Genomic DNA, 14,176 nt, shown 5'->3' on the forward strand with positions numbered 1-14,176 from the left:
GGGCTGACTCCCGCCGCGCGGGGTGACGCCCGCCGCGCGGGGTGACGCCCGCTGCGCGGGGTGACGCAGCAAGAGCTCTTACGCCGGCGCGATCCATCGCAGGGGCACATCGATGGTCACCTCTGTGCCCCGGCCCACCACGGTGTGCCAGTCGATCGTGCCACTGAGCTCGCCCTGGATGAGCGTGCGCACGATCTGGGTGCCGAGACCTTCGCCGACCTTGCCCTCAGGCAGTCCGGCGCCGGTGTCGCGCACCTGCACGGTGAGCATCGTGTCGGAGCGATCGGCGATCACCTCGACGTCGCCCTCCTGTCCGGCGAGTCCGTGCTCGACTGCGTTCGTCACGAGCTCGGTGAGCGCGAGGGCGAGGGGGGTCGCGTACTCACTCGGAAGCACACCGAACGATCCGGTGCGCTTCGGGTGCGCAGTCGTGTTGTGTGCGGCCGCGACCTCGGCGACGAGCAGCAGCGCACGGTCGAAGACCTGGTCGAAGTCCACGTTCTGCGAGAGCCCCTCTGAGAGCGTGTCGTGCACGACCGCGATCGCACCGACCCGGCGCATGGCCTGGGTGAGCGCCTCGCGGGCCTCGTCGGAGCGAGTGCGGCGCGCCTGGATGCGCAGCAGCGAGGCGACGGTCTGCAGGTTGTTCTTGACGCGGTGGTGGATCTCTCGGATTGTGGCGTCTTTGGTGATGAGCTCCTGCTCTTGGTGGCGCAACTCGGTGACGTCGCGGCTGAGCACGATGGCGCCGGTGCGTTCGCCGCGCCGACGGATGGGGATGGCCCGCAGCGACACGGTCACGCCCCGTGACTCGACGTCGGTGCGCCACGGTGCCCGGCCGGTGACGACGAGGGGCAGCGACTCGTCGACGACGAGTTTGCCGCCGAGGAGGCGGGTCGTGACCTCGGCGAGCGATTCGCCCTCGAGCTCGTCGTCGAAGCCGATGCGGTTGAATGCCGAAAGGGCATTCGGGCTCGCGAACGTCGTGATGCCGTCGACGTCGAGCCGGATGAGCCCGTCGGAGGCACGCGGTGCGCCGCGCCGCGGACCGGTCGGTGCACCGAGGTCGGGGAAGTCGCCCGATTCGATCATCTGGAAGAGCTCTTCGGCGCATTCGTTGAACGTGAGCTCCTGGCGGCTCGGCGTGCGCGTCGCGCCCAGGTTGGTGTGCCTCGTGATCACCGCGACCGGCTCGGTCGCGACGTCGGTGCCCGTCGACGTGAGCCGTCGCATGACGGGTACCGCGCGGACGCGCGTGGGCATCTCTTCGTACCAATCGGGCGCCGACGAGTCGACGATGCGTGCCGTGTCGAAGGCCTCGGTCACGAGATCGCGCCACTGGTCTTTGATCTCTTGACCGACGAAGTCGCGGTAGAAGAGTGTCGCCGCGCTCGACGGACGCGCGTGCGCCACGGCGACGAACTCGGCGTCGCCCGAGGGCACCCACAGCACGATGTCTGCGAACGCGAGATCGGCGAGCAGTTGCAGGTCGCCGACGAGCATGTGCAGCCAGTCGACGTCGGCCTGACTGCTGCGGCCCTGGGCGAGGACGAGATCACTGAGGGTCGACACGGGTTCCAGCGTAGTGCGCGCGGGCTCAGCCGGTGGCCGTGCGTCGCACCGCGGCGAAGGCGAAGCCGCGTCGCCGAACAGGCTCGGGCGCGGGCAGGAGGCGGTCGAGCACGTATTCGCGAATGGCGGTGCGCAGTGGCGACCGGCCGGCCGCATCGCGCAGGGTGCGCGCGGTGAGGATGGCGGCATCGGTCGCCCTGCCGTCGTGGGGCAGCAGGGCGGCGTCGCCCAGCCCGGCGAAACGTCGAAGGGTCTGGCGCACCTGCGCGTGGGCGTCGATGCCGAGCGCGCCGGTGCGAACACGGTTGACGACGACGTCGATGCGCTCGGGTTCGACGAGATCGACCAGGTCGGCGTGCCCGCGCAGCAGGCGCGAGAGTCCGACCGGGTCGGCAAGACCGACCGCCACGACCTGGTCGGCCGCGGCGAGGGCGGCGAACGTCGCCGCGTTGCGGCGCGGCGCGAACTGGTCGCTCGTGAGCTCCTCGTCGTGCTCGAGGCTGAAGCCGACGTCGATCACGACGTACTCGACCCACGTTCGCAGCACTCCGATCGCCGCGGTCACGCGCTCGCGCGAGAGTTCGGGCCAGCGGCTCGGCCCGACGAGCCCGGTGAACACGTCGAACGACGCGCGTGGAGCCGAATAGCGCTGTGCGATGCGTTCGAGCTCGGCCCGGTCGAGGGAGTCTGAGCCGGCGAGCCGGCATGCGGCGGCGAAGCCCGGCGTCTCGTCGAGGAGCCCGAGCGATGGCGCGATCGCACCGCCGTAGGGGTCGGCGTCGACGAGCGCCACCCGATGGCCGGCGGCCGCGATCTCTGCGGCGAGATTGATGGCGAGCGTCGTACGGCCGGGCGCGCCCGCTGGGCCCCAGACCGCGATGACGGATGTCGCGCCTGCAGCCCGCCGTTCGGGCTCGCCGACCCGCGAGGGCACGGGGACTCCCCCGCTCACGAGGGTCTCGATCTCAGTGGACGGCGCGCCCCGGTCGACGACCTCGTGCAGCCCGAGCTGTGCCGCGTGTGCCCGCTCGGCATCGTCGCCGGCGAGCCCGATGAGGCGCACTCCGCGTTCGTCGCACGCGTCGAGCAGTTCTGCGCTCAGGGTTCCGCGCCCGGCACCGACGATGACGACATCGGGCGCGAGCACGTCGAGGCTCTCGAGCAGGTCGCGCCAGCCCACGAGGCGTGCGACGATCGCGTGCCCGTGCTCGACGAGGTCGGGCACCAGCCGATCTTCGGTCGTGGGATCGAGAGCGAGCGCGAGCCTCGCCATTTCAGCCCACCGCCGATCGGGCTGCGACGAGGTCGATCGCATCGCCGGCCGCGAGCGCCTCAAGCAGGGCGGCGACCTTCTCGCGCGGCACGAGGAGCTCGACCGACACGCTGGTGGACTGCACCATTCCCTCGCTCTCGACGATGCCGGCGATCTCGGCGTCGGAGATCAGCACCTTCGGCGGCTCGAAAGCCCCCCGGTCGGCCGCCTTCGCCGACCAGACATCGATGCGGTCGCCCGCCGAGAGCCCCTTCGGCACCGGCCCGCGACTGGGCACGACGACGACCGACAGCCCAGTGCGGTCAGCCTCGTCGACCGCGGACCTCGGCACGAACTCGCCGCCCGCCACGGTGCGCGTCGCGACGAGCCCGTCGCCCAGGTCTGCGTCGGCGAGCAGGTAGTGTTCGGCGCTCGCGCCGATCCGAACGGACTCGACCGCGAGGTCGCCGGCCTCGACGGCACTGCCGGCGGTGATCGTGTCTCGTGCGACGTAGACCTCGATCGAGTCGTCGAATCCCGAGACGAGTGCCCAGACGCCCGCCGTCGAGCCGGCGATCAGCACGATGCCGATGATGAGGCGGGGATCGAGCCGCAGGGCTCCTCGCTCGCGGTCGGTGCGACGTGCCATTCGCCGTGTCTCCTTTCGCCGGCGCCGGGCGCGCCGCACCCAATCGTCGCCCGAATCCGAGTGAATGCTCCGAAGTTATCCACAACCGCCCCGCCGACAGCCCTGCAGGTCGATAATCGTCACATGACCTCACCAGGTTCGGGCGACGAGATCGGCCGCTTCCTCACGATCGCCGACGCGGCAGAGATCCTCGCCGTCGATGTGGCGACCGTCGACGACCTGATCCGCTCGGGTGAGCTCCCGGCGATCCGGGTCGGAACATCGGGTCCGTGGCGCATCGAGCGCGCGCAGCTCGAGGTGTGGATCGAGCTGCAGTACGAAGACGCCCGCGCACGCACCGCCTTCAACGAAGGCGAGTTCGCGAACGTGTTCGAGTTGTCGGGTGCCCGACGCGGCCGTATCCGCCCGGTCGACTGAGCACGCGGTCGGCTCGGGGCGCCGCCGGCGACGACGACATGTGTCGTCAGTCGAACTCGATGAGCAGCACGCGGGCCAGCGGCACGATGCGGTATCCCTGGATCTCACGCTCACGCCGCGGCGAACCGGGCTCGTGCAGCGCGAGGTCGACGTGGTCACGCGCGACCCGGTCGAGCGTGCCGTGCACAACGCCGTCGACCGTGGTCAGCCGCACGGGCGTGCGGCGGCGGCAGAGGTCGCGCAGCACGAATGGCAGGCCGATGCGTTCGGCGAGGCGAGCCGATGACTCGGGCACGGGCTCGAGGCTCGGATCGAGTTGCGAGCGTGTCGGTAGGACTGCGGCGATCGCCGCAAGTGGAACGACGCACTGCCGTGAGCGCCGGCCCGCGCCACGCGACTCGGCGCTCATCCAGTCGCGGCCGAACGCGAGCGGCCGCAACGCCATGACGACGCCGCCGTGCAACTCGACGCGCACGATGGCGTCGCCGTCGTCGGCGGCACTCGAGACGGCCGTGAGTCGGTCGCGCAGTGTCAGTCGACCGAGTCGCAGCCGCTCGCCCTCGAGGGCGAGCGCGCGCTCTTCATCGCGCTGTTCGCGGTCGAGCTGCGACTCGAGGTCGTCGAACAGCAGGTCCCAGCGCATGCAGCGACGCTACCTCCTGACGTCGGGCGTCGGCGAAGTTGTCCACAGGCGCCGAAATTCCTTGACACCCTTCACGGCCGCTCGTTAGTTTCAGACAGGAATCACGATGGTCCCCACTACGGGGGTCATTCACGTCGCGCGATCGATGAGGTCGGCGAGCCCCGGCCCTACCTGGAGCATGAATGTCCGATCGCGCCACCTCCACAGCCACCGCCCGACCGCTCGCGGGCCCGGGCACCCCCGCACGTTTCATCGACGACGACCTCGACGACTACTTCGCGCGCCAGCCGGCCCGGCGGGCCGAACTGCCCGATCCCGAACCCCTGCTACGCAACCTCACCCGGTGCGTCATCGAGGCACTCGCCGGTGCCCGCGACCTCGACCAGCTCGCCCGGTGGGTCAATGACGATGTCTACCGCAATCTCTCGAAGCGCGTGGTGCTCGCCGCGCGGGCGCGCCGGGTCAAGGGCCAGGCGCCGCAGCGCCCGGCATTCACGCTCGGGCGAGTGCATCTGTGCGAGCCCGCCGACGGCGTCATCGAGGGCGTCATCATGGTGCACCAGCGTGCGCGGTCGCGCGCGGTCGCCATCCGCCTCGAGGGCTTCGACCAGCGCTGGCGCGCGAGCGCGATCAGCGTGCTCTGACTCGATCGCGCACGGATCACGCCCCGCATCGACACGCGAGTGCCCGGTCGGCATACGAGTGCGGTTCCGGCGCGCCCGATCGCGCACTCACGCACCGATCGGGCGCTCCCGCACCGGCCGGGCGCGCCTGCGCTGCGCGCTCAGGGGCCGACGGGCGGCGCCGGGCACCGCGACGACGGCCACAGATGACGGATGCCCCTGCTCGGCGTGATCGCCGGGCAGGGGCATCCGTCAGCTCTGGCGACTAACGCCCCTTGCGCTCCTGCGCACGACGCTCGGCGCGGTTCTGCGGCGCGGCGTCGCCTTCGGTCTTCTGTCCGAAAGCGCCACGCGCCGGCTCGACCGCGGGCTGCGGCGCCTGGCTCTCGGCCACCGCGCGCCGCGCGCGCTGCGTGGCCGCCTGCTGAACCTGACCGCGCTGGTTGCGCACCTCGACGCCACCCGAATCGCTCGGGGCCGAGAAGCTGAGCTTCTCTTCGGGCGTGCTCGGCCGCGCGAGGCCCTTGGCCTCGATGGTCGGCCCGACGCCGCCCTGCGGCGCGACCTCGACCTCGAGGTTGAACAGGAAGCCGACCGTCTCTTCGCGGATCGAGCCCATCATCTGCTGGAACATGGCGTAGCCCTCGCGCTGGTACTCGACCAGGGGATCGCGCTGCGCCATGGCGCGCAGGCCGATGCCGTCTTTCAGGTAGTCCATCTCGTAGAGGTGGTCGCGCCAGCGGCGATCGATCACCGAGAGCACGACGCGACGCTCGAGCTCCCGCATCGCCGGGCTGCCGAGCTGCTCTTCGCGGCGCTGGTAGGCGAGCTTCGCGTCGGAGAGGATCTCACGGCGAACGAACTCGCGGTTGACGCGACCCTTCTCGCCCGCCTCGGCGACGACCTCGTCGATCGTGATGCCGATCGGGTAGAGCGTCTTGAGCTCGGTCCACAGGGCGTCGAAGTCCCACTCGTCGGGGTTGCCCTCGGCGGTGTGCGAGTCGAGCACCTCATCGATGACGTCTTCGAGGAACTTCTGCGTGCGCTCGTGCAGGTCGTCGCCCTCGAGGATGTGCCGGCGGTCGCCGTAGATGGCCTCGCGCTGGCGGTTGAGCACGTCGTCGTACTTCAGCACGTTCTTGCGGATCTCGGCGTTGCGCGCCTCGACCTGCGACTGCGCCGAACGGATGGCCCGGGTGACGACCTTCGACTCGATGGCGACGTCGTCGGGTACGCCGCGCGCCATGAGGCTCTCGGCGGCACCCGCGTTGAACAGGCGCATGAGATCGTCGGTGAGCGAGAGGTAGAAGCGGCTCTCGCCGGGGTCGCCCTGGCGACCCGAGCGACCGCGCAGCTGGTTGTCGATGCGGCGCGACTCGTGCCGCTCGGTGCCGAGCACGTAGAGGCCGCCGGCCTCGAGCACCCTCTCGGCCTCTTTCTCGACCGCGGCCTTCGTCGCATCGAACACCGCGTCCCAGGCAGCCTCGTACTCCTCGGGGGTGTCGACGGGCGAGAGGCCCTTCTCGTGCATCTGCTGCACCGCCATGAACTCGGCGTTGCCGCCGAGCATGATGTCGGTGCCGCGGCCGGCCATGTTGGTGGCGACGGTGACGGCGCCGTGGCGACCCGCCTGCGCCACGATCGCGGCCTCACGAGCGTGGTTCTTCGCGTTCAGCACCTCGTGGCGCACGCCCTTCTTGGCGAGCAGGCGCGAGAGGTACTCGCTCTTCTCGACGCTGGTCGTGCCGACGAGCACCGGCTGGCCCTTGGCGTGGCGCTCGACGATGTCTTCGACGACCTGTGCGAACTTCGCCTCTTCGTTCTTGTAGACGAGGTCGGCCTGGTCGATGCGCACCATGGGCTTGTTGGTGGGAATGGCGACGACACCGAGCTTGTAGGTCGCCATGAACTCGGCGGCCTCGGTCTCGGCGGTACCGGTCATGCCCGAGAGCTTGGTGTAGAGGCGGAAGTAGTTCTGCAGCGTGACCGTGGCGAGGGTCTGGTTCTCGGCCTTGACCTGCACGCCCTCTTTCGCCTCGATCGCCTGGTGGATGCCCTCGTTGTAGCGGCGTCCCACGAGGATGCGGCCGGTGTGCTCGTCGACGATGAGCACCTCGCCGTTCATGACGACGTAGTCCTTGTCGCGCTTGAACAGGGCGTTCGCCTTGATGGAGTTGTTGAGGAACGAGATGAGCGGGGTGTTCGCCGACTCATAGAGGTTGTCGATGCCGAGGTAGTCTTCGACCTTCTCGATGCCGGGCTCGAGCACGCCGACGGTGCGCTTCTTCTCGTCGACCTCGAAGTCTTCACCGGGCACGAGCCGGCTCGCGAGCCGTGCGAACTCGGCGAACCAGCGGTTGGCCTCGCCCGAGGCGGGGCCCGAGATGATCAGCGGGGTGCGCGCCTCGTCGATGAGGATCGAGTCGACCTCGTCGACGATCGCGAAGTAGTGGCCGCGCTGCACCATGTCGCTCGCCTGCCACGCCATGTTGTCGCGTAGGTAGTCGAAGCCGAACTCGTTGTTGGTGCCGTAGGTGATGTCGGCCGCGTACTGCTCGCGGCGCACCGCGGGAGTCTGCCCGGCCACGATGCATCCGGTCGTCATTCCGAGTGCACGGAAGACGCGGCCCATGAGCTCGGACTGGTAGCTCGCGAGGAAGTCGTTGACCGTGATGACGTGCACGCCGCGGCTGGTGAGCGCGTTCAGGTAGGCCGCCGTGGTGGCCACGAGGGTCTTGCCCTCACCGGTCTTCATCTCGGCGATGTTGCCGAGGTGCAGTGCCGCTCCGCCCATGAGCTGTACGTCGAAGTGCCGCAGGCCGAGGGTGCGCCGAGATGCCTCGCGCACGGCCGCGAACGCCTCGGGCAGCAGGTCGTCGAGGGACTCGCCGTTGGAGTAGCGTTCGCGCAGTTCGACGGTCTCGTGCTTCAGTTCGTCATCACTGAGCGCCTGGAACCCGTCTTCGAGGGCGTTGATCGCCGCGGCGTAGTTCTCGAGTCGCCTGAGGGTTCGGCCCTCACCGACACGGAGGACCTTTTCCAGAATCGAAGCCACGAATGTTCTCCTGTAATCGTCGGGCACACGCCTCGGGTGGTGGGCATGCCCGTTACCGCCTGTGCAGCGGTCATCTTAGCCATGCTAGTGGGATGCAGGCTGAGCGGAATCCGCCCACCGCGGTCGCGGTGGGCGGATTCGCTGCGTCTGGAGGGTGGCCGGGTCAGGAGGCGACGGCCGCGCGGCCCTTCGTCACCGGGGTGTCGATGTCAGCGTCGGCGTTCTCGTCGAGGCCGATGAGCCCGTAGTCCCAGCCCTTGCGCCGGTACACGACGCTCGGCCTGCCGGTCTCGGAGTCGATGAAGAGGTAGAAGTCGTGCCCGACGAGTTCCATGTAGTAGAGCGCGTCGTCGACGGCCATGGGCGTCGACGGGAACACCTTGCGTCGAATCACCACCGGGCTGTACACCTCGTCTTCTTCGCTCACGTCGGTCTGGGTGACGACGGGGATGCTGCCGGTTCGCACCTGCTCGAGCACCTCGGGCGCGGCGGCCTGCACGCCGACCTCGGTGAAGCCGGCCTCGGTGGCCTCGCGAAGCGAGGTGGGGCGCCGCGATCCACCGCGGTGCACCTTGCGGCGGTCCTTCGCCCGCCGGATGCGCTCGAGCAATCGGCCGAGCGCCACGTCGAACGCCGCGTACTTGTCGGAGCCGTCTGCCTCGGCGCGGACCACCGGTCCCTTGCCGACGAGGGTGAGCTCGACGCGGTCGATACCCGGGTTGCCGTTCTTCTCATTGTGACGGCTGAGCTTCACGTCGAGCGAGATCGCACGTTCGGCGAGGTGCGTGACCTTCTCCGACTTCTCGGTCGCGTACGCGCGAAACCGATCCGTGATCCCCAGGTTGCGTCCGACGATGTTCAGTTCCATGACGACCTCCGTTCACCGGCGTGTCACCCGGTTCTAGAGGGTGGATCGACCACGCCTGTCCTGCCACCGTAGTCGTCTGGCACGGCATTGTCACGGAATGTTTGCCATGAGTCTCCTGTGCTGCGCGGCCGCCGAAGCGGCGTCTCCGCGAGCACCGCGAGAGCGACCGTCGCGGCCCCCGCCGCGGCGAGCGCGCGCATCGCCTCGGCGAGCGTCGAACCGGTCGTGAGCACATCGTCGACGACGAGGAATCGGCGGCCGTTGAGTGGTCGAGGGGCGACGAGCGCGCGCTCGGCGTTCGCGCGCCTGGCCTCGACGCCGAGCCCCGCCTGATCGGCGCGATCGCGTGCCAGGCGCAGTACCGGCGACGATCGGATGCCACTGCGCCCGAGCATCAGCTCGACCGGGCGATACCCGCGCTCGCGAAGGGCCCGGGCCGTCGACGGGATCGTGCACACCTCGATCGGCCGATCGTCGGGCGCTCCGGCGAGCGCGAACGCGATCGACGTGTGCAGGGCCCGCCCCAGCAGCGGGGCCGCGTCGGTGCGGCCGGCATCCTTGAACGCCCCGATCACGGCGGCGACCGGTCCGGCGTACTGGAGGGCCGCCCACACGGGCGGCGCATCGCGCTGTTCGAGGCCGGGACGGGACACCGGGATCGGGTGCGCGGCGAGCGCGTGACGGCAGGCGTCGCACACCGCCCGGTCGGGGCGCCGGCAGCCCGAGCACTCGACGGGTGCCAGCACGGCGAGCGCGTCGAGCGCCGCCTCCCGAACGCGATCGCGCAGGCCGCGGTCGCCGCGGGCGGCGGGGGCGAACGGCGCGGGGCGGGACATCCGCTCAGTCTCGTCAGCCGCCACCGCGAACGGACCGGTGCCGTCGGTCCTTGTGGACGGCTCGCACGCGCCCCCGCCTGTCGAGGACGAGCGGTCAGTCGGGCTGCTGTGTCGCCGCGAATCGGATGCCGCTCGCACGAACCTGCCACCCGACCCCGCTGCGGGCGTCGAGATCGCCCGTGGAGGTGAGCACCCGCAGGTCGCCCTCGCCGTTGCCGCCGACGACTGAGATGCCGTCGGCCGGGCCCTGCACGACCTCGGAGAGCCCGCCCACGACCTGGATGATCACGCGGGTCTCGCCGCCGGTCAGCGCCGTGATCGACGCGACCCGGCGCGCGTCGAGCCACGCCACGTCGAGCGGTGTGCCGGCGACGCTGGCGAGCCGCAGCACCTCGGGCCCGAGTTGGGTCGGGAACCCGTCGCCGTCGCGCTCGATCGAAGCGGCCAGGAACGCGGTGCGCGAACCCTCGCCCAGCAGCGCGATGATGCGGGTGCCGTCGCGCGACACCTCGATGGCCGCCACCGAATCACCCGACCACGGCACCGGGATCTGGAGTTCGGTGCCGTCGGGGAGGAACGCGACGAGCTCGCCCGGCGCATCGGCCGGAACCGACCAGACCACGCCGTGCGGATCGATGTCGGGCACGACGAGCCCCGGCCTCGGGTCGAGTGGCGCCGCCTCTTCGTCGGTGCGCACGATCGCGACGCCGCCGCCCGACCGCACCGCTACGGCTTCGGCGCCCGGCCCGACCGAGGCGCCGTTGGGAGCGAGGCCCGCGACCTGTGCGGACACGCCGGCGATCGGCTCGATGGATTCGCCCGACGCCGAGAGGTGCCCGAAATCGGTGCCGTCGAAGACGACCGGCCGAGCATCGACGCGCGGATTCGCCTCGGGTTCGGGCGAGAGCGGCGGCACCTCTTGCACCGCCCCGTCGAGGGCGAGCGCGACCTCGTCGACGTTGCGCACACTGCCGATGAGGCTGGCATCGAGCTGTTCCTGCATGCGCTGCACCGTGACGAGGTCGTCGAACGATGCCCCCGAGAAGCCGACGCTCGCGGTGCCGCCCGACACGGGAACCGAGTTGGGGTCGAGCTGCATCCCCTCGGGGAACGCCGAGACGACCCCCGGCGCCAGCCACTCGGCTGGCCCGGCCAGCAGGGCGCGCACGATGCTCGTCTGCGCCGAGTCGCGTCCGGCGAACCAGCGCAGGTCGGGCACGAGGTAGCGGTAGTCGGTGTCGTAGAAGTACAGCGCGTGCTGCGAGAACACCTCTTCGAACGTGATCTCGTCGACGAGCAGGCCCGGCGGCGCCTCGGCGATGCGCCACTGCCCGTCGACCTGCTCGAGCCGGTAGGGCAACTGCACTTCGGCGCTCGATTCGGGCAGGTCGTACTGCCCGTTCGAGGTGAGCGAGGCCGCGGGCGTCGCGTCGACGACCATCGTGGTCTCGCTCGTCAGCTCGTACGTGCGATCGCTGAGCACGTCGATGGTCGCGCCGGCCTCGGGCTGCCACTCTGCGGCGAACGCCGGCGTCAGGTAGTCTCGCGCGGCCTGGTAGCGGTTGCGCGAGCTCGCCGCGGCCTCGATGAAGCCCTGCACGATCTGCTGCTGCGTCGCGTCGGTCTGCGGCGGACGCACGAACGTGTCGAGCTCGAGCGACTGCTCGACGGGCTCGGGGTCGCCGGCGGTCACGGGGCCCGAGCTCGGAAGCGAGACGCACGCCGTGAGCAGGGTGAGCAATATCAGGGCAAGGGATGCCGCAACCACGTGTCGTCTACGCATCGCGGGCCTCTTCGGGGGCTCGGGTCGGCGAGGACGCCCCGCGGGGGGCATCCGTCGTTCGCGCCGCAGCCGCGCCCGACTCGTCGACGACCTGCATCGCGTCGGTGTCGACCGCCGAGACCGCGCCGGTCGGGGGCGGTCCTGCGGCGCCCGCGTCGTCGGGCTCGAGCGGCAACGGCGAGACGACCGACGCCGCGTCGGCGCCGGTGCGTGGCAGCGTCAGGCGGAACACGGTGCCGGCGCCGGGCTTCGACCAGACGTCGATCGTGCCGCCGTGCGCCACCGCGTCTTCGAGCGAGATCGCGAGGCCGAGGCCGGTGCCGCCGATCGTGCGCATTCGGCTCGGATCGGCCCGCCAGAACCGGTCGAACACGCGGGCGCTGTCGTCTTCGGTCATGCCGAGGCCGTAGTCGCGCACCGACAGCGCGATGGCCGTGGCATTGCTGTCGACCGCGACCACGATGGGGCGCCCCTCGCCGTGCTCGATCGCGTTGCCGAGCAGGTTGCGCACGATGCGACGGATGCGGCGAGGGTCGACCTCGGCGTCGAGATGGCCGCCCGGGGCGACGAGCCGCAGCTCGCTGCCGCGCCCCCGCGCGAGCTCGTGCATCGATTCGATCGCGTCACCGGCCAGGTTCACGAGGTTCGTGGGTTCGGTCGCGAGTTCGACCGACCCGGCGTCGTACCGGCTGATCTCGAGCAGGTCGGCGAGCAGCATCTCGAATCGGTCGGTCTGGGTGTGCAGCAGTTCGACAGTCCGCGAGGTCGGGCCGGGGAAGTCCTCTCGCTGGCCGTAGAGCACATCGCCCGCGAGCCGGATGGTCGTGAGCGGGGTGCGCAACTCGTGCGAGACGTCGGAGACGAACCGCTGCTGCATGACCGAGAGCTCGGCGAGCTCGCGGATGCGCGCCTGCAGGCTGTCGGCCATGCCGTTGAACGAGGCGGCGAGGGTGGCGAGCTCGTCTTCGCCTCGCGAGGGCATGCGCACGCCGAGATCGCCGGCAGCGAGTCGCCGGCTCGTCGCCGCGGCGTTGCGGATCGGTTCGATCACCCATCGCACGACGAGGAAGATGATGGCGGTGAGCAGCGCGAGCAGTGCCAGGCCCCCGACGATGCCGACGGCCTGCATGAATGCCAGCGAGTCCTGCGCCGCCGCGAAGTTGTAGCCGATGTAGAGCTCGTAGCGCCCGGCGCCGGGAGGTGCCTCGAGGTCGCTGCCGACGACCACCCCCGGATCGGTGTCGCCGTCGCCGTTCTCGAGCGCGACCGACTGCCAGAACTGGCCGCCCGGATTGTCGTGCACGCGGGTACGCAACTCACGCGTGATCACGCTGCTGAGGTCGGGTGCGCCGCGATCGGGCGGAGCGTTGCCGCTCGGCTCCTGACCCGGCGCCCGGAAGTAGGCGATCGCGGTGCTGCCCGAGACGGCCTGCACGGTGCGGATGGTCGAGCTCATGAGGCTCTGCAGCGACGCCCGGTCGGCCGCGTCTGACGAATCGAGAATGCGCTGCGCCGCCACTGTGGCGTTGTTCGAGGCTTCGAGCGTGCGGTCGAGCTGCTGCTGGAAGATGTTCGACGCGACGCTGAACGAGATGTAGGCCCCGATCACGAGGATCGCGAGCGACGACAGCGCGAGGGTGATGATGACGGTGCGGAACTGCAGCGAGCCCCGCCAGGCGGCGACGACGCGCCGCGGCACCTCGCGCCACCACCCGGGCTGGAACCGCGCCGGAGCCTCGGCCGCCGTCATGCGCCGCGCCTAGGTCGTCGCGCCGGCACGGTAGCCGACGCCGCGCACCGTCATGACGATGCGGGGGTTGTCGGGGTCGTGCTCGACCTTCGCGCGGAGGCGCTGCACGTGCACGTTCACCAGCCGGGTGTCGGCCTTGTAGTGGTAGCCCCAGACCTGCTCGAGCAGCATCTCGCGGGTGAACACCTGCTGCGGCTTCGACGCGAGCGTGAGCAGCAGGTCGAACTCGAGCGGCGTGAGGTTGATGCGGTCGTCGCCGCGACGCACCTCGTGGCCGGCGGCGTCGATGACGAGGTCGCCGATGCCGAGCGTGGCCGCGACCGGCTCGGGCGAGGGCCGCAACCGAGTTCGGATGCGCGCGACGAGCTCTTTCGGGTTGAACGGCTTGACGATGTAGTCGTCGGCACCCGACTCGAGGCCCCGAACCACATCGGCGGTATCGGACTTGGCGGTCAGCATGATGATGGGCGTGCCGGATTCGGCGCGGATGCGGCCGCACACCTCGATGCCGTCGACGCCCGGCAGCATGAGGTCGAGCAGCACGAGGTCGGGCTTCGACTCACGGAACGCGGCGAGCGCGCCCGTTCCGTCGGCGCAGAAGACGGGCTCGAAGCCCTCGGTGCGCAGCACGATGCCGATCATCTCGGCGAGGGCCGTGTCGTCATCGACGACGAGTACGCGTGGAGGCATGTGTTCATCTCTGTCAGTCGCCACGGGGAGCCGGGCGG

General features: G+C 70.4%; 12 protein-coding genes. 2 read left to right on the plus strand and 10 right to left on the minus strand.

Features of this window, described 5'->3' with window-relative positions; all coding sequences use genetic code 11:
- Window positions 1-78 precede the first annotated feature (78 nt).
- The 3 genes from ABD164_RS04800 to ABD164_RS04810 are packed head-to-tail and all read right to left on the minus strand — an operon-like array spanning window position 79 to window position 3,473.
- Window positions 79-1,572, minus strand: a complete 1,494-nt coding sequence (locus ABD164_RS04800; protein WP_344293964.1) for a sensor histidine kinase — start codon at window positions 1,570-1,572, stop codon at window positions 79-81.
- Between the two features lie 25 nt (window positions 1,573-1,597).
- Window positions 1,598-2,845, minus strand: a complete 1,248-nt coding sequence (locus tag ABD164_RS04805) for a CpaE/TadZ family protein (protein ID WP_344293966.1) — start codon at window positions 2,843-2,845, stop codon at window positions 1,598-1,600.
- Window position 2,846: 1 nt separating this feature from the next.
- Window positions 2,847-3,473, minus strand: coding sequence for an SAF domain-containing protein (locus ABD164_RS04810; protein WP_344293968.1), 627 nt, complete (start codon window positions 3,471-3,473; stop codon window positions 2,847-2,849).
- A 123-nt stretch (window positions 3,474-3,596) separates the two neighbouring features.
- Here ABD164_RS04810 and ABD164_RS04815 point away from each other — a divergent pair, with 123 nt between their 5' ends.
- Entirely contained in the window at window positions 3,597-3,890 is a 294-nt protein-coding gene (locus tag ABD164_RS04815; protein ID WP_344293970.1) for a helix-turn-helix domain-containing protein, read from the plus strand.
- Between the two features lie 46 nt (window positions 3,891-3,936).
- Here the strand turns inward: ABD164_RS04815 and ABD164_RS04820 are convergent, their stop codons facing one another.
- Entirely contained in the window at window positions 3,937-4,533 is a 597-nt protein-coding gene (locus ABD164_RS04820) for a hypothetical protein (protein WP_344293972.1), read from the minus strand.
- 182 nt (window positions 4,534-4,715) lie between these two features.
- Here ABD164_RS04820 and ABD164_RS04825 point away from each other — a divergent pair, with 182 nt between their 5' ends.
- The gene (locus ABD164_RS04825; RefSeq protein ID WP_344293974.1) at window positions 4,716-5,177 is read left to right on the plus strand and encodes an Rv3235 family protein; all 462 of its coding nucleotides are present in this window, start codon (window positions 4,716-4,718) and stop codon (window positions 5,175-5,177) included.
- Between the two features lie 244 nt (window positions 5,178-5,421).
- Here the strand turns inward: ABD164_RS04825 and secA are convergent, their stop codons facing one another.
- From secA to mtrA, 6 genes are all read right to left on the minus strand, one after another.
- A complete protein-coding gene (secA, locus tag ABD164_RS04830) occupies window positions 5,422-8,211 on the minus strand; it encodes a preprotein translocase subunit SecA (RefSeq protein WP_344293976.1) in 2,790 nt (929 codons plus the stop codon).
- Between the two features lie 163 nt (window positions 8,212-8,374).
- Entirely contained in the window at window positions 8,375-9,079 is a 705-nt protein-coding gene (gene hpf, locus ABD164_RS04835) for a ribosome hibernation-promoting factor, HPF/YfiA family (protein WP_344293978.1), read from the minus strand.
- A gap of 23 nt (window positions 9,080-9,102) precedes the next feature.
- Window positions 9,103-9,915: a ComF family protein gene (locus ABD164_RS04840; RefSeq protein ID WP_344293980.1), complete on the minus strand. Its 813-nt coding sequence runs from the start codon at window positions 9,913-9,915 to the stop codon at window positions 9,103-9,105.
- Between the two features lie 94 nt (window positions 9,916-10,009).
- Window positions 10,010-11,698: an LpqB family beta-propeller domain-containing protein gene (locus ABD164_RS04845; protein WP_344293982.1), complete on the minus strand. Its 1,689-nt coding sequence runs from the start codon at window positions 11,696-11,698 to the stop codon at window positions 10,010-10,012.
- On the minus strand, window positions 11,691-13,448 hold the full coding sequence (gene mtrB / locus ABD164_RS04850; protein WP_344293985.1) for an MtrAB system histidine kinase MtrB: 1,758 nt from the start codon (window positions 13,446-13,448) through the stop codon (window positions 11,691-11,693). The genes ABD164_RS04845 and mtrB overlap by 8 nt, the downstream gene beginning before the upstream one ends.
- Before the next feature lie 9 nt (window positions 13,449-13,457).
- Window positions 13,458-14,138 carry an MtrAB system response regulator MtrA gene (gene mtrA, locus ABD164_RS04855; protein ID WP_344293988.1) on the minus strand — a complete coding sequence of 227 codons (681 nt, stop codon included), beginning with the start codon at window positions 14,136-14,138 and terminating at the stop codon, window positions 13,458-13,460.
- Between the last annotated feature and the right edge of the window lie 38 nt (window positions 14,139-14,176).

The sequence above is a fragment of the Agromyces neolithicus genome (assembly GCF_039529735.1).
In the GTDB taxonomy this organism is placed as follows: domain Bacteria; phylum Actinomycetota; class Actinomycetes; order Actinomycetales; family Microbacteriaceae; genus Agromyces; species Agromyces neolithicus.